Annotated in this window: 19 protein-coding genes; 6 read left to right on the top strand and 13 right to left on the bottom strand. The window is 32.9% G+C overall.

Features of this window, described 5'->3' with window-relative positions; all coding sequences use genetic code 11:
- Window positions 1-258: 258 nt before the first annotated feature.
- The 6 genes from GQ594_RS07485 to murA all read right to left on the bottom strand — a co-directional run bounded on the left by GQ594_RS07485 (window position 259) and on the right by murA (window position 5,791).
- Window positions 259-1,329 (bottom strand): acyltransferase, encoded by a 1,071-nt coding sequence (locus GQ594_RS07485; protein ID WP_160411938.1) that lies wholly within the window; start codon window positions 1,327-1,329, stop codon window positions 259-261.
- 147 nt (window positions 1,330-1,476) lie between these two features.
- Window positions 1,477-1,728, bottom strand: coding sequence for a GNAT family N-acetyltransferase (locus tag GQ594_RS07480; RefSeq protein ID WP_160411939.1), 252 nt, complete (start codon window positions 1,726-1,728; stop codon window positions 1,477-1,479).
- Window positions 1,729-1,946: 218 nt separating this feature from the next.
- Complete coding sequence (pfkA, locus tag GQ594_RS07475) at window positions 1,947-2,909, bottom strand: 6-phosphofructokinase (RefSeq protein WP_160400751.1); 963 nt, start codon at window positions 2,907-2,909, stop codon at window positions 1,947-1,949.
- Window positions 2,910-3,005: 96 nt separating this feature from the next.
- Window positions 3,006-3,899 (bottom strand): cation diffusion facilitator family transporter, encoded by an 894-nt coding sequence (locus tag GQ594_RS07470; protein ID WP_160411940.1) that lies wholly within the window; start codon window positions 3,897-3,899, stop codon window positions 3,006-3,008.
- 11 nt (window positions 3,900-3,910) lie between these two features.
- Entirely contained in the window at window positions 3,911-4,486 is a 576-nt protein-coding gene (gene yajL / locus GQ594_RS07465; protein WP_160411941.1) for a protein deglycase YajL, read from the bottom strand.
- 51 nt (window positions 4,487-4,537) lie between these two features.
- The gene (gene murA / locus GQ594_RS07460; protein WP_160411942.1) at window positions 4,538-5,791 is read right to left on the bottom strand and encodes a UDP-N-acetylglucosamine 1-carboxyvinyltransferase; all 1,254 of its coding nucleotides are present in this window, start codon (window positions 5,789-5,791) and stop codon (window positions 4,538-4,540) included.
- Window positions 5,792-6,115: 324 nt separating this feature from the next.
- Here murA and GQ594_RS07455 point away from each other — a divergent pair, with 324 nt between their 5' ends.
- From GQ594_RS07455 to can, 4 genes are all read left to right on the top strand, one after another.
- Window positions 6,116-6,313 (top strand): YbdD/YjiX family protein, encoded by a 198-nt coding sequence (locus tag GQ594_RS07455; RefSeq protein ID WP_160400755.1) that lies wholly within the window; start codon window positions 6,116-6,118, stop codon window positions 6,311-6,313.
- Window positions 6,314-6,330: 17 nt separating this feature from the next.
- Window positions 6,331-7,365, top strand: a complete 1,035-nt coding sequence (locus GQ594_RS07450) for a CobW family GTP-binding protein (RefSeq protein ID WP_160411943.1) — start codon at window positions 6,331-6,333, stop codon at window positions 7,363-7,365.
- Between the two features lie 163 nt (window positions 7,366-7,528).
- The gene (locus GQ594_RS07445; RefSeq protein WP_160411944.1) at window positions 7,529-8,590 is read left to right on the top strand and encodes an FAD-binding protein; all 1,062 of its coding nucleotides are present in this window, start codon (window positions 7,529-7,531) and stop codon (window positions 8,588-8,590) included.
- A gap of 71 nt (window positions 8,591-8,661) precedes the next feature.
- Entirely contained in the window at window positions 8,662-9,321 is a 660-nt protein-coding gene (gene can, locus GQ594_RS07440) for a carbonate dehydratase (protein ID WP_160411945.1), read from the top strand.
- A 13-nt stretch (window positions 9,322-9,334) separates the two neighbouring features.
- On the opposite strand, the gene nrdG is transcribed toward can, so the two are convergent.
- The 5 genes from nrdG to trxA all read right to left on the bottom strand — a co-directional run bounded on the left by nrdG (window position 9,335) and on the right by trxA (window position 15,840).
- Window positions 9,335-9,799 carry an anaerobic ribonucleoside-triphosphate reductase-activating protein gene (gene nrdG / locus GQ594_RS07435; protein WP_160411946.1) on the bottom strand — a complete coding sequence of 155 codons (465 nt, stop codon included), beginning with the start codon at window positions 9,797-9,799 and terminating at the stop codon, window positions 9,335-9,337.
- 13 nt (window positions 9,800-9,812) lie between these two features.
- Window positions 9,813-11,948: an anaerobic ribonucleoside-triphosphate reductase gene (gene nrdD, locus GQ594_RS07430; RefSeq protein ID WP_160411947.1), complete on the bottom strand. Its 2,136-nt coding sequence runs from the start codon at window positions 11,946-11,948 to the stop codon at window positions 9,813-9,815.
- Between the two features lie 325 nt (window positions 11,949-12,273).
- Window positions 12,274-13,689 carry an NADP-dependent phosphogluconate dehydrogenase gene (gene gndA / locus GQ594_RS07425; RefSeq protein ID WP_160411948.1) on the bottom strand — a complete coding sequence of 472 codons (1,416 nt, stop codon included), beginning with the start codon at window positions 13,687-13,689 and terminating at the stop codon, window positions 12,274-12,276.
- Window positions 13,690-13,861: 172 nt separating this feature from the next.
- Complete coding sequence (gene rho, locus GQ594_RS07420) at window positions 13,862-15,124, bottom strand: transcription termination factor Rho (protein ID WP_160400762.1); 1,263 nt, start codon at window positions 15,122-15,124, stop codon at window positions 13,862-13,864.
- A 389-nt stretch (window positions 15,125-15,513) separates the two neighbouring features.
- On the bottom strand, window positions 15,514-15,840 hold the full coding sequence (gene trxA / locus GQ594_RS07415) for a thioredoxin TrxA (protein WP_160411949.1): 327 nt from the start codon (window positions 15,838-15,840) through the stop codon (window positions 15,514-15,516).
- Window positions 15,841-15,993: 153 nt separating this feature from the next.
- On the opposite strand from trxA, the gene rhlB reads away from it, so the two are divergent.
- The gene (rhlB, locus tag GQ594_RS07410; RefSeq protein ID WP_160400764.1) at window positions 15,994-17,223 is read left to right on the top strand and encodes an ATP-dependent RNA helicase RhlB; all 1,230 of its coding nucleotides are present in this window, start codon (window positions 15,994-15,996) and stop codon (window positions 17,221-17,223) included.
- Window positions 17,224-17,337: 114 nt separating this feature from the next.
- Here rhlB and GQ594_RS07405 read toward each other — a convergent pair whose 3' ends face one another.
- A complete protein-coding gene (locus tag GQ594_RS07405; protein WP_160400765.1) occupies window positions 17,338-17,964 on the bottom strand; it encodes a TfoX/Sxy family DNA transformation protein in 627 nt (208 codons plus the stop codon).
- 321 nt (window positions 17,965-18,285) lie between these two features.
- On the opposite strand from GQ594_RS07405, the gene GQ594_RS07400 reads away from it, so the two are divergent.
- A complete protein-coding gene (locus GQ594_RS07400) occupies window positions 18,286-18,927 on the top strand; it encodes a hypothetical protein (protein WP_160411950.1) in 642 nt (213 codons plus the stop codon).
- A gap of 7 nt (window positions 18,928-18,934) precedes the next feature.
- Here GQ594_RS07400 and glnB read toward each other — a convergent pair whose 3' ends face one another.
- Window positions 18,935-19,273 (bottom strand): nitrogen regulatory protein P-II, encoded by a 339-nt coding sequence (gene glnB / locus GQ594_RS07395; protein ID WP_160400767.1) that lies wholly within the window; start codon window positions 19,271-19,273, stop codon window positions 18,935-18,937.
- Between the last annotated feature and the right edge of the window lie 3 nt (window positions 19,274-19,276).

The following is a 19,276-nucleotide window of genomic DNA, read 5'->3' as shown; positions in this document are numbered from 1 at the left end:
TTTTAAAATTTTTGACCTTGTTCACTAACCTTATTCGCCGACTGCTTTATGCTGACTGCGTGTCAGTGGCTGCGCATTATAGGGATTTAAAAAAATCATGCAACTATTAATTTCAATTTTCTTTCTGTCTGTTTCTTATTTATTCAAATACTTTAATTATGTGGACAAAATAAAGGTTATTATCCTTTGGAAAATTATATATTTTTTAAAAAAGAAAGCCCTTAAAAAAATACAAATGAAAATATGAATGGAAATAGTTTAACGAATGCTACCAATAAGATATTGTGATTTATTTTTAAAAATCCATTTTATAATATTAGCAATAATAACACTTAAAACTAAAGTAGATATCAAAAAAAATACTGCGCCTAATGACGCTAACCACCCATTATCCGTTTTGATTACATTGTTTAGTGGAGACATATATAATAGCCGTTCAAGTTCAAACACAATAATTTCATGAATAAAATAAATAGGAAAACTAATATTTGCCATATAAGACAAAAACTTATAAGTTCGCCCATCATTAATTTTATGATTCAATTTATCTAAAAAGTAAAGTGCTAATATAAATAGAACAATTTTTTGTAATGTATCGTAATAAAGTTTCTCAACAATTAAGTGATCCATATAACGATAAGCAAATGGAATCCAAAAACATAAACAAAAAAGGAACATGACCAAAAATAAATTACTTTTTACGGATTTCATAATAATTTGATAATTTTGTTTTATCATCATACCCGTTAAATAGACAGGACCATAATGCAATAAATTTAAAAGAGGTCGAGTGAAATCAGGCTTAGTAAACATAACTACCCAAAACATAGAAACCAAACCAGTTATAATTAAACTCTTTTTTGATAAAGAATATAATAAAGGAGCCATTAAATAAATAATGATAATCATCGGTATAAACCATAATGGCAATAGCTGTGTTCCTGTCAACATCATTTTAGTTATTACACTAATTATGCTATTTTCAGTTGACGAATACCAAGGTAAACTAGATAAATATTGGTAATGATAAAATATAAAACAGAAAATTGATATTGAAATATAAGGACATACAACTGTCTTAAATTTTGATAAATAGTATGTTTTAGTATCAAATTTATATGTTAGATGTTGAAATAAAAAACCGGCAATTAATACAAAAAACGTCGTAAAATTAAATGCAAATAAATTCAAAAAAGAAAATAAATAACTGTTAGCAATTAAGTTAGTATTTTTAAACACACCTAAGCAGTGGCTGAAAACAATCATAATAATTGCAACACCGCGTAAAACATGAATCGAATGAATCTTTTGCTGTTTTTCTGTTACCATTTTGGAGATTGTGGATCAATACAAACACATTTAATGTACATTATTACATATTCATGTAGTTAGAACTATCATTTATTAAAAATAAAAATCCAAACAAATATTGGTGTTATATATAACTATAAGTCAATAGACAAAAACTCAATTTAATTATTTTACCAATCTATTAACAGCAAACGAACAAATAGGAATAATATCACGTTCTTCTTGCTGTAATCGTTTTACTACGATATCTAATAAATTATTAGCAATTCCTTGTCCTCGATAGTCCGGATCAACATAAGTATGATTAATCGTAGCTTTATCTTTTCCTAACCTTGTAAACGTCATTTCAGCTATTTTTTTATTATTTTCATCACAAACATAAAAACGATCATTAGCCTCTAAAAAATGTAGCGACATAAAACTACCTATATATCATAATAGTTAATTTATTATAGTCATATCATTCTTGATAAATTCCAAAATTGTTTTATTTTGAATCTAATATCAACATCGACTAATTTTAATAACATTAAAAAATAGGTGGTTATTGTTAACATTTCATTTCCAACAACTCACCTATAATAAAACAATTAAATCTTTATCAATTCAGATTATACTTTAATCACAATTAATATTTAAAATAATCGTTTAGCAGTATTGTATAGTTCCATATCAAACGAACGCTTCATGTTATTGATAGCTTCGATGATATCGTGGTGTACTAATTTACCATTTTGTACACCAACACTTCTACCAGCATGACCTTCAAGTAATAATTGAACGGCATAAGCCCCCATGCGTGACCCTAAAATACGATCATAAGGCACTGGTGAACCACCTCGTTGAACATGGCCTAAAATTGTTGCACGTGTTTCGTGATGGACTGCAGCTTCAATATCAGCGGCTAGTTTATTTACATCACACATATGCTCTGTAACTGCTACAATTGCATGTTTTTTACCTTTTGCAAAACCAAGTTTAATTTCTTCGATTAAATCTTCTTTAGTATAAGAAACCTCAGGAATAATCATAAACTCACAACCACCAGCAATAGCAGCATTTAAAGTTAAATCACCACAATCTCGCCCCATAATCTCAATAACTGATATACGGTTATGCGAAGAACAAGTATCACGTAATCTATCAATTGCTTCAACAGCCGTACTAAGTGCAGTAAAATAACCAATAGTATAATCGGTACCACGGATATCATTATCAATAGTCCCTGGTAAGCCGATACATGGAAAACCTTCTTCAGTTAACCTCATTGCCCCCATATATGAACCATCACCACCGATAACTACTAAAGCATCAATTTCATGTTTTTTCAAATTATCGATAGCTTTTTGTCTTACAGTTTTATCTTTAAACTCTGGAAATCTAGCTGAGCCAAGAAATGTACCACCACGGGTAATGATATCAGATACACTTGAACGCTCTAGTCTAACGATACGATCTTCACAAAGCCCCATATAGCCATCATAAACACCAAAAACGTCCAATCCTTCTGTTAAGGCTGTTCTTACCACACCTCTAATAGCAGCGTTCATCCCTGGAGCATCACCACCACTTGTTAAAATACCTATTTTTTTTATCATATAAAATAACTCCAAATTATTAACTTTTAGTTATTATAGAACCTTAACAGATATCTAACAATAGAAGATTAATTGCCATTTTGATGTTTTTTTATGCTACATCATTTCGATTGGGACAACAGAGATAGGATCCTGATGAATAATGACATTTGCAGGTGAAAACTGTGTTGAAATTCGTTTTTCAATAGAATCAGCAATAGCATGAGCTTTAATTAAAGGCATATTATCATCAAGTTCTATATGCAATTGGATGAATTTAACGGGACCTGACTGCCTAGTTTTTAAATCATGAAAGCCATAAACCTCTGGATACTGACTAATAATTTCTGCAATCGATATATTATCACTTTCAGGTAATGCCCTATCAAGTAAATCTTGAATAGAACTATAGGCAATACAATAGGCATTATAACAAATATATAAAGCAATAAAGAATGCAAATGTTGCATCAGCATAGGTAATACCATACCAACTAAAACAAAGAGCAACTACAACAGTAATATTTAGTAATAGATCAGAAGAATAATGTAACATATCAGCTTGAATAGCATTACTTTTAGTGATGTTAATAACACGCCTTTGGTATAAAACAAGGATAAATGTAATTACAGCAGAAATTGTCGAAATAGTTATTCCTAATAAAGGAATCTGTAGTGGATTTGGGTGAATAAAAGATCGAATACTAGAAAATAATAAAATTATCGCTGAACCAATAATAAATGCACTCTGTAATAATGCCGCTAAGGATTCGGCTTTACCATGACCAAAGGTATGATCATCATCCGCGGGTTTTAGCGCATAACGGACTAAAAAATAATTCAACCCAGAAGAAATTAAATCGATGCTTGAATCCAATAATGAAGCAAGTAAACTTATAGAGCCTGTTAACCAATAAGTAATAAATTTAATTAAAATTAGAAAAACGGAAATTAAAACAGCACTTAACGTTGCTCTTTTAACTAATTTTTCATACAAATGTGAATTTGACATTTAGTACCTATTTATTGATAGGTTTCAATCCCCGATGGAAGAATGAGCTGTGAAGCAACCTCAGCAGCCTTTGCTCGTCCTAGCAGCACTTCAATAATTTTTAAAGCAAAATCAATAGAAGTCGCGGGTCCTTGGCTAGTAAGGACCTTATTCTGCTCATCAAAATAAACTCTATCAGCTTTCCAATTTTTAAATGCCTCTTTAGTAGTTGGATAACCAGTCATATTAGCATTAGGGAATAAATTGTGATGTTGTAGAACAATGGCAGGTGAAGCACAGATTGCTGCAACAATACCACTAGTTTGATGTATTTGTTTTAATTTTTCAATCAACAATGGGCAATCACGAAAATTTTCAGCGCCTTTCAAACCACCAGGCAAAATAACAACTTTAAAATCAACATGTTGAACATCTGAAAGTGTTTTTTTAGCTAAAATTTTTACACCACGAGAACATTCAACTTCACGAGAGCTTGATATACTAGCAGTAGTAACATTAATACCAGCTCGAGTTAATAAATCGATTGTTGTTACCGCCTCTATTTCTTCGCAGCCATCTGATAAAAATACCAATGCTTGCTTTGTCATTACCACGTTCCTTTTAAACAAACAACTTAATCATTTTTAGTTTAATGAAGTCTATTTTACTCTTTCAATATTAGCACCTAAATTCCTTAATTTTGCCTCAATATTGTCATAACCACGATCAATATGATAAATACGATCAACAGTCGTTAAACCTTCAGCAATACAACCAGCTAAAACTAAACTTGCTGATGCACGCAAATCCGTTGCCATGACTTGTGTACCACTTAGCGTTTCAACACCATACGTAATTAAGGTATTGCCTTCAATTTCTGCCTTAGCACCCATCCGAATTAACTCTGGCACATGCATAAATCGATTTTCAAAAATTGTTTCTTTAATAATTCCTGTACCTTCAGCAACCATATTTAATAATGAAAATTGAGCTTGCATATCAGTAGGGAATCCAGGGTGCGGAGCCGTATGAATATTGACAGCTTTTGCTCTTTTTCCTTGCATATCTAAACAAACCCAATCTTCGCCGACTTCAATTTTAGCTCCTGCTTCCTTTAATTTTGAAAGCACAGCATCGAGCAAAGTTGGATCAGTTTTTCGACAAGTGATTTTACCTTTAGATATAGCCGCAGCAACTAAAAAAGTCCCCGTTTCAATACGATCAGAAACAATCTCATGAATACCACCACCTAAACGCTCAACCCCTTCAATCTCAATACGCATTGTACCTGCACCTGTAATTTTAGCGCCTAGCATATTTAAAAATTTAGCTGTATCAACAATTTCAGGTTCACAAGCTGCGTTTTCGATTACAGTTTTACCCTCAGCTAAAGTTGCAGCAGACATAATGGTAACGGTAGCACCAACACTGACTTTATCCATCACAATATGAGCACCTTTAAGCCGCCCATTTACCGTTGCTTTAACATACCCTTCATTTAGTGTAATTGTCGCACCTAATTGCTCAAGACCAGTAATATGAAGATCAACAGGTCTTGCACCAATAGCACAGCCACCAGGTAATGAAACTTGCCCTTGCCCAAAACGAGCAACAAGTGGACCTAAAGCCCAAATTGAAGCTCGCATGGTTTTAACTAGCTCATAAGGTGCACAATAGTTATTAAGTTGACTTGCATCAAGGTGAATAAAAACATTTTTTTCACATTTTACGCCTAACTGGCTTAGCAATTCTAATGTTGTGTCAATATCTTTCAACTTGGGAACATTTCGAAGCTCTACGGGTTTTTCGGCCAAAATTGCAGCAAATAAAATTGGTAGCGCAGCATTTTTTGCACCAGAAATAACCACTTCGCCATTTAGTGCAGTTGAACCTGTTACATGAAACTTTTCCATTATTAACTCTTATAAATTATTATGCTTGATAAATTGTCGAATATTATAGAAGTTATTTATCAATAGATAAATGAATTTCATGAAAAAATAGCAATATGGTTTTCCACTAAAACCAAATAAAAACCAACATAATCAGGTGCTGTCAGAAATTATTTCTTATTTTCTAATTCTAGAATAATTACTCTCAATCAATGATTGACTCGGACAAATTAGCGCCTTATATTTAAATATACTAAATTTTAAATATAATTTACGCTACGTGATTAAACTATAAATTTTTTATATTTCATCACAATATGATAATTTTCACTCAAGAGAAATAATATGTTTGATTCACTCTCTAAAGCAGGAAAATACCTTGGTCAAGCAGCCAAGCTAATGATTGGTATTCCTGATTATGATAATTATGTTCAACATATGAAGCTTACTCACCCTGAAAAAACACCTATGTCTTATGAAGAATTTTTTAAAGAGCGACAAGAAGCTAAATATAGCGGCAAAGGTGGATTCAAATGTTGCTAATACTTAAGAGATCATAAATGACAGATTCAACACCGATTTCATTATTACCTGTAACCTTATTAACTGGATTTCTTGGTTCTGGAAAAACAACACTCATTAATTATTTACTAAAAAATAACCATAACGAAAAAGTAATTATTATTGAAAATGAATTTGGTCCTGTAAACATTGATAGCAATTTATTAAACATCAGCACTGATACTCAAATCATAGAAATGACTAATGGCTGTATTTGTTGTACAGTACAAGGAGAATTAACAGAATCTCTACATAAATTACTATTAAAACGTTCAACGGGTGAATTACAATTTGATCGGTTGATTATTGAAACAACTGGACTTGCAGATCCTGCACCTATTGTTCAAACCTTTTTTGTCGATAATTTACTTCGTGAAAAAATTCAACTTGATGCTGTTATTACGCTTGTTGATGCTCAACATATTTTAAAACACCTTAATGAACACCGCGTAGCTCTTTCACAAATTGGTTTTGCAGACCGTATTATTTTAACTAAAACCGACTGTGTTAATAATGAACAAAAATTTGAAATAATTAACCGAATCCATAAAATCAACCATAAAGCGACTATCTTTGAAACAATAAAAGGACAAATACCTAAATCTAAATGGCTTGATATAAAAGCATTTGAATTAAGTGATGAACTCACTATAAATCAAGGCTTTTTTGTTATAAACCCGACCCAAAAGCTTGAAGTTGGATTTAGATCATTGCCATTACAAAAACAAACGTCATCCTGGAATGATAATATTTGTTCTTATCTTTTTGAAGCAGGTGAACTCGATTTAAAAAAAATAGGTTCCTTTATGGAAAGCTTAGTTGAACGATATGGCAACGACATGTTACGCTACAAAGGAGTTTTAGCTATTAAGGGCAATGACCAACGCTTAATCGTGCAAGGTATACATAAAATCGTAGGATTTGATTATGGATCCCCTTGGAAAACGCCAGCAGAGAGAATATCTAGATTGGTAATAATTAGCCGATCATTACCATTTAATGAGTTAAATCAAGAATTTTTAAAGACATCGTAAAACTAATAATAAAAGTTAACCTCTAGAAAAATAAATTTGTATTTTTTATAAACCATAGTTACAAGTTGGTAGTCATAAATAAACTTCATATCTAATAGCCACATCTAATATAATTTGCTAACATAGGGCACTTTTAAAAGTGATAAGCTAATAATACAATAACATGGATTACGATATCGCAATCATAGGTCTTGGACCTGCTGGTAGTACGCTAGCTCGTTTACTTAGCCCTTCTTTTAAAGTCATCGCGTTAGATAAAAAACACGCAGTAGAAAATGAAGGTTTTCATAAGCCTTGTGGTGGATTATTGGCCAATGATGCACAAAAAGCTTTTATTAGACAAAAATTAAACTTACCAAAAGATATCTTAACTGATCCACAAATTTTTAGTGTCAAAACCATAGATTTACAAACCAAAATTGTTCGTAATTATCAAAGAAGTTACGTAAGTTTTGATCGGCATAAATTTGATCTTTGGTTAAAATCATTGATACCCGCCACGGTTACCGTTCTACATAATACACTTTGCAAAGAAGTTAGACGTATTATTGATGGCTATCAAATCACTTATATCGATAAAAATAAGACCGAACACAATATTACAACCCAATACGTTGTCGGTGCTGATGGCGCCAATTCTCTCGTCAGAAGAATGCGGTACCCTAACCATACAATAAGGCAATATGTAGCCATACAACAATGGTTTACAGAGCAACATCCAGATCCATTTTATTCATGTATATTCGATAATAAATCCACAAATTGTTATGCTTGGAGTATTTCAAAAGATGGTTATTTCATCTTTGGTGGAGCCTTCCCCAAAAAAGTAGCAAATCAAAATTTTGAAAAATTAAAAGAAAAATTATCAACTCAAAAATTTATTTTGGGAAAATCTATCAAAACAGAAAAATGTTTAGTTGTTTACCCAAATCGGTTCCGGGATTTCTATACAGGTAATGAAAACATCTTTCTGATTGGTGAAGCTGCCGGCTTTATTAGCGCAAGTTCTTTAGAAGGGATAAGCTATGCGCTAGATAGTGCTGAGATTTTAAGTAAAATTTTAAATAGTGGTAAACCAAATCCAAATAAGTGTTACTATCAAAACACAATCCCACTACGCTTAAAACTTTATAGTAAAATTGTTAAAACAAAAATATTGACTACACCACTATGGCGCAAGTTAATTATGAAAAGCAAAATCCAACATACTAAACAAATTGAGTAAAATTATAATGGCTATTTTAAATAATAAACTTACTCCAATAATAGCAATGAAATATAAAGGAAATATAAATTATGTTTGATGTAAACGATTTAATTCGTTTTAATCACGAATGGTCAGAAAAAATAGAACAAGAAGATCCAGAATTTTTTAAGCAACTTGCTATTGAACAAAATCCTAAATTTCTATGGATCGGTTGTTCGGATAGTCGTGTTTCTGCAGAAAAACTTATTAAGTTAAAGCCTGGTGAATTGTTTGTACATCGTAACGTTGGCAATCTTGTAATTCACACTGACTTAAACTGCTTATCAGTTGTGCAATATGCTGTAGATGTACTTAAAATTGAAGATATTATTGTTTGTGGTCATTTAGGCTGTGGTGGAATTCGGGATGCAGTTGAAAACCCTGATTTAGGGTTAATTAATAACTGGCTATTACATATTCGCGATCTATGGTTTCGAAACAGCTCACTGCTAGGTGAATTCCCGCCAGAGATCCGTTTAGATATTTTATGTGAGCTTAATGTAATTGAACAAGTTTACAACCTTGGACACTCAACAATTATTCAATCTGCATGGCAACGAGGTCAAAAAGTTAACTTACATGGTTGGGTATATGGTATTGATAATGGAAAAATTACAGATTTACATATTACTTCATCAAGTAGCGAAAATTTAGAAATTAATTATCGTGAAGCAATTTCCTACCTGCTAAATCTTCATAAATCGCAATAATAACTTTATATTTTTATTTAAAATGGTAAATAACTTGGTTGCTGCTTCCTCTCCATAATAGCTTTGGATCAGCAAGTTCTTGAACAAATTTACCATCAATTAGCACATCAATATAGGAAATAACGGCTTGCTGCTCCTCGGTTAATTCATCTAATTTATACCCAGTCCAAAGCCAGATATCTTTGTTATCACACTCAAACTTAACACGTTGAACCAGCTTTAATATTGCTGGTACATTTTTAGGATGCAACGGATCACCACCAGAAAGCGATAATCCTTGACGCTTTATTTCAGTATCTTGTAAATCTTTAATGATTTGATCTTCAAGTGATTGTGTAAAAGGCAATCCAGAATCGAGGGACCACGTACTTTTATTATAGCAACCACGGCATTGATGAACGCAACCTGCAACAAAAAGAGTACATCGAGTCCCCTCACCATTTACAACATCAACTGAATAATAGCGATGATAATTCATAACCTATTAATTATTATCCAATTTGACCATTATTTAAATGTTTAACTCGGCGTTTAACTTCTTCTTGCTTTCCTGCATTAAATGGACGTGCATCAGGACTACCTAAGTATCCACAAACACGACGGGTAACAGAGACTTTTGATGAATCATGGTTACCACAACTTGGACAAACAAAGCCTTTGCTGGTACAAGAAAATTCACCGGTATAACCACATTCATAGCATTCATCAATCGGTGTGTTAGTACCATAATAAGGAACACGACTATAACTATAATCCCAAACATCCTCTAATGCTTTAACATTATTGATCATATTTGGATATTCGCCGTAACAAATAAACCCACCATTTGCAACTGGAGGATAAGATTTTTCAAATTCGATTTTTTCGTACGGATTAACCTTTTTCTCAACATCAAGATGAAAACTGTTTGTATAATAACCTTTGTCTGTAACACCTGAAATAACGCCAAATTCAGCCGTATCAAGCCGACAAAATCGATCACATAAATTTTCACTTGGTGTACTATATAAACTAAAACCGTAACCAGTTTCTTCCTTCCATTGATCCACCGCTTTACGTAAACGATTAACAATAGTTATCCCTTTTTCACGTAATTCATTACTATCAAATGGATGTATTTGATCCCCGTAAAGTGCATTTAATGTTTCATGAAGACCGATATAACCTAAAGAAATCGACGCGCGTCCATTTTTGAAAATTTCAGAAACACTATCATCTTCATTCAGTCTAACGCCACAGGCACCTTCCATATATAAAATAGGTGCAACACGTGCTTTTACATCATCAAGTCGAGCAATTCGTGTCATTAATGCTTTTTTACAAAGTTCTAAACGCTTATCTAAAATTTCCCAAAAACGCCTTTCATCACCTTTGGCTTCAATAGCTATACGAGGTAAATTTAGACTAATTACACCTAAATTATTACGTCCATCATGAATTAATTGCCCATCTTCTTCATAAACGCCTAAAAAGCTTCGGCAACCCATTGGTGTTTTAAATGAGCCAGTTACTTCAACAACTTTATCGTAATTCAAAATATCTGGGTACATACGTTTACTTGCACATTCAAGTGCAAGCTGCTTAATATCATAATTTGCATCACCTTGTTTATGATTAATACCATCTTTGATGGCAAATACCAGTTTTGGGAAAACCGCTGTTTTATGATTTTTACCTAAACCTTTAATACGAACTTTTAAAATTGACTCTTGAATTAAACGTGATTCCCAACTGGTTCCTAAACCAAAACCAAAAGTAACAAACGGAGTTTGTCCATTAGCTGTGTGTAAGGTATTTACTTCATATTCAAGCGATTGAAACGCATCATAACACTCTTTTTCTGTACGGCTTTGAGCATAAGCCTCTGGATTTGGAATACACCACTCTTCAGCTACTTGCTTATGTTTATTGTAACTGATAGTAACAAATTTAGATAAAATTTCATCAATACGATTAATAGTCGTACCACCATAAATATGGCTTGCTACTTGAGCAATAATTTGCGCGGTAACAGCTGTTGCGGTTGCGATTGACTTCGGTGGCTCAATTTCAGCATTCCCCATTTTAAAACCATTAGTTAGCATGCCATCTAAATCAATTAACATACAGTTAAACATCGGAAAGAATGGTGCATAATCTAAGTCATGATAATGTATTTCACCACAGTCATGAGCACGAGAAATATCTTTAGGTAATAAATACTGCTTTGCATAATGCCTTGCCACAATGCCGGCTAGTAAATCACGTTGAGTAGGTATCACTTTACTATCTTTATTGGCATTTTCATTTAGAATAGCAACATTACTTTGCTCAATTAGTCCTCGAATATCTTGATTTAACCTACTACCTCGTTCACGAGCACGATCACGATCATGACGATACTCAATATAAGTTCTTGCCAATTTTTTATAAGGACCTGACATCAACTGATTTTCAACTGCATTCTGAATTTCGTTGATATCAACACTTTCGCATTCACTCATTTGTTTAGTAACAACACTGGCAACCTTTGCACAATAATCAGGGTCATGAACATTCGCTGCAACAGCTGCTTTGATAATCGCATCTTTGATTCGAGCCTCATTAAATGCAGTTTGACAGCCATCACGTTTAATTACTACAGGCATATATACTCCTCAATATCCATTAATATTTAGCACTTGCCATAGGTTTTATATCAACATTCATATTCGTTGTTGTTATTCATTTCTTATCAAATCACAAGTTATTATGACAAAAAACCGAGTTTGCACATTGCTTAATTACTACTATATATAGTAAACAGGTGTGAATTATACACCATATATAGTGTTTTTCTAGATTTTTTAATAAATGAAATTACTTGACAAACTTAAAGCCAATAATGACAAGCATTTATGAAATATTGAAAAATAAAAAGTGCAAAATAAATTTGCACTTTTATATACAAAAATGAGATTACAACTAAAAATACTATGATTCAGTATTTAACCAATCAGTATGGAACACACCCTCTTTATCAATACGTTGATAAGTATGTGCGCCAAAATAATCTCGCTGCGCTTGAATTAAATTAGCTGGTAATACTTCTGAACGATAGCTATCATAATAAGCAATTGCCGCTGAAAGTGTCGGAACAGCAATACCTTGTTGCACGGCTAAAGACACGACATCACGTAATGATTGTTGGTACGCTTCGACCGTTTTATTAAAATAAGGAGCTAACAATAAATTATCGATCTCGTTATTTTCGGCATAAGCGTCAGTAATTTTTTGTAAAAATTGCGCCCGAATAATACAACCTGCTCTAAAAATTTTGGCAATTTCGCCATAATTTAAATCCCATTGATACTTATGAGATGCAGCTTTTAACTGTGCAAAACCTTGAGCATACGAAATGATTTTCCCCATATAAAGCGCTTTACGGACTTTTTCTATAAGTTCATTCTTATCGCCACTGTAAGACTCTTTTTTAGGACCTTTCAACACTTTTGATGCAGCAACTCGCTGATCTTTAATTGCGGATAAATAACGAGCAAATACAGACTCAGTGATTAATGACAAAGGTTCACCCAAATCTAAAGCACTTTGGCTAGTCCATTTACCTGTACCTTTATTGCCTGCGGCATCTAAAATAACATCAATTAAATAATTACCATTTTCATCCTTATGCTTAAAGATATCAGCAGTAATTTCAATCAAATAACTATCTAATTCGCCTTTATTCCAATCAGAAAACACGTCAGCAAGTTCATCATTAGTTAAGCCAACAGCATGTTTTAATACCGAATAGCTTTCTGCTATCAGTTGCATATCGCCATACTCAATACCGTTATGTGCCATTTTTACATAATGGCCGGCGCCATTAGGACCTATATAAGCAACACAAGGCTCGTCATTAGCTTTAGCGGCTATTTTTTCTAATATAGGAGCAACTAATTCATAAGCCTCTTTTTGTCCACCAGGCATAATTGATGGCCCTTTTAACGCTCCCTCTTCACCACCAGAAACACCAGTTCCAATAAAATTAAATCCTTCTGCTGATAGTGTTTTGTTACGACGAATTGTATCTTCAAAATAAGCATTCCCACCATCGATGATAATATCGCCTTTATCTAAAAGTGGACGCAACTCATCAATTACAGCATCGGTACCTTTACCTGCTTGCACCATAATAAGAATACGGCGAGGCTTCTCTAAAGAATTAACGAAATCTTCAATCGTAAAGTAAGGAACCAATTGTTTATCAGAATGTTCAGCCATAACTTGTTCAGTTTTATCTTTAGAACGATTATAAATAGCAACAGAAAACCCACGACTTTCAATATTGAGCGCAAGATTTCTCCCCATAACTGCCATTCCAATAACACCGATTTGTTGTTTTGACATGATTTGGCTCCTTTATTAAACCTTTATAACCTTAACCATAAGGTTTTTAAAAACATCTAAAACTTAATTAAGTTTTATAAACTACACTATATTTTTACATAAAAAAACCGTATCAGAATACAATACGGCTCTTTTTCATTACTTTAATGATATTTATTATCAATTGAATAAATCATGACCGTTTCATCATTTCGAAAAATTCATCATTGGTTTTGGTCATAGCAAGTTTGTCGATCAAAAATTCCATTGCATCAGTCTCACCCATTGGGTTAAGAATTTTGCGTAAGATCCACATTTTTTGTAGTTCATCTGGCGAAGTCATTAAATCTTCTTTACGTGTACCTGAACGATTAAAGTCAATTGCTGGGAACACACGACGTTCAGCAATTTTACGCGATAAATGAACTTCCATATTACCCGTACCCTTAAACTCTTCGTAGATAACTTCATCCATTTTAGAACCAGTATCAATCAATGCGGTTGCAATAATAGTTAAACTACCACCTTCTTCGACATTACGAGCAGCACCAAAAAAACGTTTTGGACGGTGTAACGCATTTGCATCCACACCACCGGTTAATACTTTACCTGATGAAGGAACAACTGTATTGTATGCTCGCGCCAAACGTGTGATCGAGTCTAATAAAATAATCACATCTTTTTTATGTTCAACTAAACGTTTTGCACGTTCAATAACCATTTCAGCGACTTGAACGTGTCTTGCTGCTGGTTCATCAAATGTTGACGCTACCACTTCACCTTTAACTAGACGTTGCATTTCGGTAACTTCTTCTGGACGTTCATCAATCATCAATACGACTAATTCACATTCAGGATGATTAACAGCCAAACTTTGTGCAATATTTTGCAAAAGCATTGTTTTACCCGCTTTAGGCGGAGCAACAATCAAACCACGTTGCCCTTTACCAATTGGGGATGCTAAATCAAGTACTCTTGCAGTGATATCTTCTGTTGAACCATTACCTCGTTCCATACGTAAACGGGAATTGGGGTGGAGTGGAGTTAAGTTTTCAAAAAGGATCTTATTGCGGGCATTTTCAGGTTTATCGTGATTAACTTCATTGACTTTTAACAAAGCAAAATAACGTTCACCTTCTTTTGGTGGGCGAATTTTACCTGCAATGGTATCACCAGTCCTTAAATTAAACCGTCGAATCTGGCTTGGTGACACATAAATATCATCAGGTCCAGCTAAATAAGAGCTGTCTGCTGAACGTAAAAATCCAAATCCATCTTGCAAAATTTCGAGTACACCATCGCCAAAAATATCTTCACCACTTTTAGCATGTTGTTTTAAGATTGCAAAAATGATGTCTTGTTTTCTAAGACGGGCAAGATTTTCAAGGCCCATTTGTTTTTCACCAAGCGTGACAAGCTCAGAGACAGAAGTGTTTTTTAATTCAGTTAAATTCATAATTTTAAAAATTCTTGAGGATAAAATTGATATGTTTGCAATTAATATTCTTTTTGTCTATTTGTTTCATTTACTTATAAAAATCTCCTTCCCTTACAACGCATAAATTCAATCGATTGCTAAGCTTTTGGTGATAATTGAAGATCTGAATATAGAATTTCATCACTTTACCAATAAAACAATGAATTTTAGAAAGGAATATTTGTAAGAGGCTAGCAATTTACACTAAAAACATTAGCATGTCTATATTTAATTAAACCAAACACTTTATACTGATGAATAAAACCCAAAAAATAAAGCAAAGAGCAATGAATAACTCACCACTCTCTTAACTATGTTTATTAAATACCAGTTTATTAAATACCAGCTTATTAAATATAAGATATTTATTATAATTGAGGATCGATAAAGTTTTTAAGTTGAGCCTTAGATAACGCACCCACTTGAGTTGCAACAACTTCCCCATTTTTAAAAATCAATAAAGTAGGAATACCTCGAATACCAAATTTAGGCGCTACATTAGCGTTTTCCTCAACATTTAATTTAGCAACAATAATTTTATCATCATATTCTTGAGCGATTTCTTCCAAAATCGGAGCAACCATTTTACAAGGTCCACACCATGGAGCCCAAAAATCAACAAGCACAGGTTTTGTTGATTCACTAATTGTTTTATCAAATGTAACTTCTGATAACTGAACGATATTATTACTCATTTTATTCTCCAACATATTGCAAATTTTATTCAATAATAGATTACTTCACTTTCCTCTACTAGTAATTAGTATAATAGGATATAATTATTAGTGATGTCACTGTGTTTAGTATGTTATAATGCCGTAATTCTGATAATTATATTCGCAACCACAATGATTCAATCATATCTTACCAAAACAACTTTTAGCCAATTTCCTCTTCATCCTTTAGTGTTAAAAGCACTTGAGAAAAATGAATTTGTTTATTGTACTCCTATTCAAGAAAAGACATTACCGCTAACCTCTAAAGGAATAGATATTGCTGGGCAAGGGCAAACAGGAACGGGCAAAACCATGGCGTTTTTGGCATCAACATTTAATTACTTGTTGAATCATGAACCGTTACCTGATCACCAAACTAATCAACCAAGAGCTATCATTATTGCCCCAACACGCGAATTAGTTGTGCAAATATACCATGACGCTGAACGTTTATCAGAAGAAACAGGGCTTAAACTGGGTCTTGCTTTTGGTGGTGATGGCTATGATAAGCAATTAAAAATGCTCTCTACTGGCGTCGATATTTTAATTGCAACAACGGGAAGGTTAATTGATTATGCGAAACAAAATTACATTAATCTAGAAGCAATTCAAGTTGTAGTCTTAGACGAAGCAGATCGTATGTTTGATTTAGGATTTATCCGCGATATCCGTTGGATTTTCAAACATATGACGCCTCCACAAAAAAGACTAACTATGTTATTTTCTGCAACGTTGACCCATAATGTGCGCGAATTAGCTTTTGAATATATGAACAACCCAGAATATGTAGAAGTTGAGCCAGAACAAAAAATTGGTCACCGCATAAAAGAAGAACTATTTTTCCCATCGAATGAAGATAAATTAGCTCTTTTACAGACCCTTATTGAAGAAGAGTGGCCTGACCGTTGTATTGTATTTGCTAACACCAAAGTCACTTGTGAAAAAATTTGGCGACATCTTATTGCCGATGGACACCGTGTTGGACTACTAACTGGCGACATTGCTCAGAAAAAACGACTTTCTATTTTAGAGCAATTTACACAAGGTAATCTTGACATCTTAGTTGCCACCGACGTCGCGGCACGAGGATTACATATACCTAACGTTACTCACGTCTTCAATTATGATCTGCCGGATGATTGCGATGATTATCGACATCGAATTGGACGAACCGGACGTGCTGGCGCAGATGGTTACTCAATTTCACTAGCTTGCGAACGTTATTCACAAAATTTACCTGCAATTGAAAAAGCAATTGAGCATACTATTCCAGTTAGCCAGTATGATCCTTCTGCGCTATTGGTTGATCTACCAACTCCAAAGCCTTTCAGACGTCCACCGCGAAGAAAACCAACAAACTAGTTAACTAAATAATAATAGCAATTAAAAGCTATCTGAAAATGCAATAAATAATAGTTACTCTTGAGTACCATTATCAGATAGCGAATACACGTTAATCGGTACTACACACAAAAGTTATTTTTTATGCGAATTATTATCAACTTGATTTACAAAACATTGATATTCAAGTTCAATTTCTTTTTTAGTTTCGTTAGATAATGTAGCAACATGAAATTTATGTAACGAACTATATAAAGCAAACAGTATATTAATTGAAATCGTCTCTTTTTTTTGTTTTATTTTATAATATGCATTTAAATAACCTACTTCTTGTAGTGTTTTAACATCCTTGATTCCGACACTGCACAATAATCTTTCCAATGACAAAGTCATATTTGGCAACTCTTTTATTCGTTTTGCTTTAATTTCACTTTTTTCATATTGCTCTTTTTTCGTATACTCAATCACCATTTTTACCATAGCAAGTAACTTTTCATGATCCTTAAAAAGCGCATCACCAACTCTATAGTAATCAAGTAATTTAGTTGACATACCCATTGTTATGCTTAACGGCTGCATACCTAAATCAACAAAAAGTGAACGATAATCGGAATGACCTCTTAAATAAAAGTTTTTTTGGGTAATCCAGCCAAACATGATATCTTCACTATTAACGCTAAATCCACCAAAAAATGTTTTAATTGAAATATCTTTAACATCAGAAAGCTCTGTTAAAATTCGATTTGCAAATGTTGAACACATAATCAATTTCCATTTTTAACTTTATTAAGCAACCAAAATAACTTACTAATTAATCTAAATTATAGTTGTTTTATATTCAAACAATTTCTAAATAAATTCAGAATTATGCGATCTATCTTCCATATATAGAGATAAAATGCATTATTACTTGATAAATTATATTTTTATGAAATTAAATTAACTTTTGTAAAAAACACCCTCAAACAAACAGCAAATCTTAACAATTTTTAACAATACTTAAAAAGAAAAACCGCATTAACATTGTTATTATGTTGTAATAATTATACAATCGGAAGCATTTAACTCAATGGTACTTAATTTTTGTCAAATCCAATCAAAATGATAAAAAAATTTATTGCTCTATTTGTTATATTTTACTCTTTTACTGCATCTGCCGATACATTACCGTTAATTGACTCATTAATACAATGTACCCCTGATTTTTTTAAAGTTGTTTACACCAATAAAGAAGATTTAGAAAAACACACAAGCATTAAAATTTTTGAAAAAAATCAAGCTTATATATCCATTGAAAATCGCTCCAATGCAGACAAAAACTATGTCTATTTCAAAACGCCAATAACTTACAAAGACCTAACAATCACAGGTTATTATGATAGTTCTATGGATCTTGGCAAAATAGGGAAATATTATTTTTGGGGATTTATCATTGACAATGATATTAATCAAATAAAAGAAACATTAAACGGAGTAGATTGGAAAAACATGGAAGACAACCTTCTTTATATTGGAAATCCAATGATTCGCAGTATTAATGACGACATTCAAGTTTGGCATAAAAATACCGGTACGGTTGTTGGTGTCAAAACCATTCCTGCACCGGATACGACCGAAAAGCTATTATTACTTGAAAAAGGACCAAATATGAACCTTCTTGTTTGTTCTATTCAAGGTATTGTAACACCAACATTATTAAAACAAGAACGACCAGATATTCAATAATATTAATCTAAATCGCCGATTCATCCATTTCGCCAGTACGAATACGGATCACTTGCTCAACATTATAAACAAAAATCTTACCATCACCGATTTTACCAGTTTGTGCTGTTTTCATAATAGTTTCAATACACATTTCTAAAATATCGTCAGGTACAATAAGTTCAATTTTTACTTTTGGTAAGAAATCAACCATATATTCGGCACCTCGATAAAGCTCAGTATGCCCTTTTTGACGCCCAAAGCCTTTAACTTCGGTAACTGTCATACCGGTAATACCTTGTTCGGCAAGTGCTTCGCGAATATCATCTAATTTGAATGGCTTGATGATTGCTTCAATTTTTTTCATATC

The organism is Gilliamella sp. Pra-s52, assembly GCF_009795805.1.
Classification (GTDB): Bacteria; Pseudomonadota; Gammaproteobacteria; order Enterobacterales; family Orbaceae; genus Gilliamella.
Note: the sequence above shows the minus strand (reverse complement) of the source record. Positions and strands in the feature narration are given on the sequence as shown.

Coding starts and splice junctions, on each gene's coding strand:
- GQ594_RS07485 (WP_160411938.1), bottom strand. CDS start 1,329: ATGGTAACAGAAAAACAGCAAAAGATTCATTCGATTCATGTTTTACGC.
- GQ594_RS07480 (WP_160411939.1), bottom strand. CDS start 1,728: ATGTCGCTACATTTTTTAGAGGCTAATGATCGTTTTTATGTTTGTGAT.
- pfkA (WP_160400751.1), bottom strand. CDS start 2,909: ATGATAAAAAAAATAGGTATTTTAACAAGTGGTGGTGATGCTCCAGGG.
- GQ594_RS07470 (WP_160411940.1), bottom strand. CDS start 3,899: ATGTCAAATTCACATTTGTATGAAAAATTAGTTAAAAGAGCAACGTTA.
- yajL (WP_160411941.1), bottom strand. CDS start 4,486: ATGACAAAGCAAGCATTGGTATTTTTATCAGATGGCTGCGAAGAAATA.
- murA (WP_160411942.1), bottom strand. CDS start 5,791: ATGGAAAAGTTTCATGTAACAGGTTCAACTGCACTAAATGGCGAAGTG.
- GQ594_RS07455 (WP_160400755.1), top strand. CDS start 6,116: ATGTTTGATTCACTCTCTAAAGCAGGAAAATACCTTGGTCAAGCAGCC.
- GQ594_RS07450 (WP_160411943.1), top strand. CDS start 6,331: ATGACAGATTCAACACCGATTTCATTATTACCTGTAACCTTATTAACT.
- GQ594_RS07445 (WP_160411944.1), top strand. CDS start 7,529: ATGGATTACGATATCGCAATCATAGGTCTTGGACCTGCTGGTAGTACG.
- can (WP_160411945.1), top strand. CDS start 8,662: ATGTTTGATGTAAACGATTTAATTCGTTTTAATCACGAATGGTCAGAA.
- nrdG (WP_160411946.1), bottom strand. CDS start 9,799: ATGAATTATCATCGCTATTATTCAGTTGATGTTGTAAATGGTGAGGGG.
- nrdD (WP_160411947.1), bottom strand. CDS start 11,948: ATGCCTGTAGTAATTAAACGTGATGGCTGTCAAACTGCATTTAATGAG.
- gndA (WP_160411948.1), bottom strand. CDS start 13,689: ATGTCAAAACAACAAATCGGTGTTATTGGAATGGCAGTTATGGGGAGA.
- rho (WP_160400762.1), bottom strand. CDS start 15,124: ATGAATTTAACTGAATTAAAAAACACTTCTGTCTCTGAGCTTGTCACG.
- trxA (WP_160411949.1), bottom strand. CDS start 15,840: ATGAGTAATAATATCGTTCAGTTATCAGAAGTTACATTTGATAAAACA.
- rhlB (WP_160400764.1), top strand. CDS start 15,994: ATGATTCAATCATATCTTACCAAAACAACTTTTAGCCAATTTCCTCTT.
- GQ594_RS07405 (WP_160400765.1), bottom strand. CDS start 17,964: ATGTGTTCAACATTTGCAAATCGAATTTTAACAGAGCTTTCTGATGTT.
- glnB (WP_160400767.1), bottom strand. CDS start 19,273: ATGAAAAAAATTGAAGCAATCATCAAGCCATTCAAATTAGATGATATT.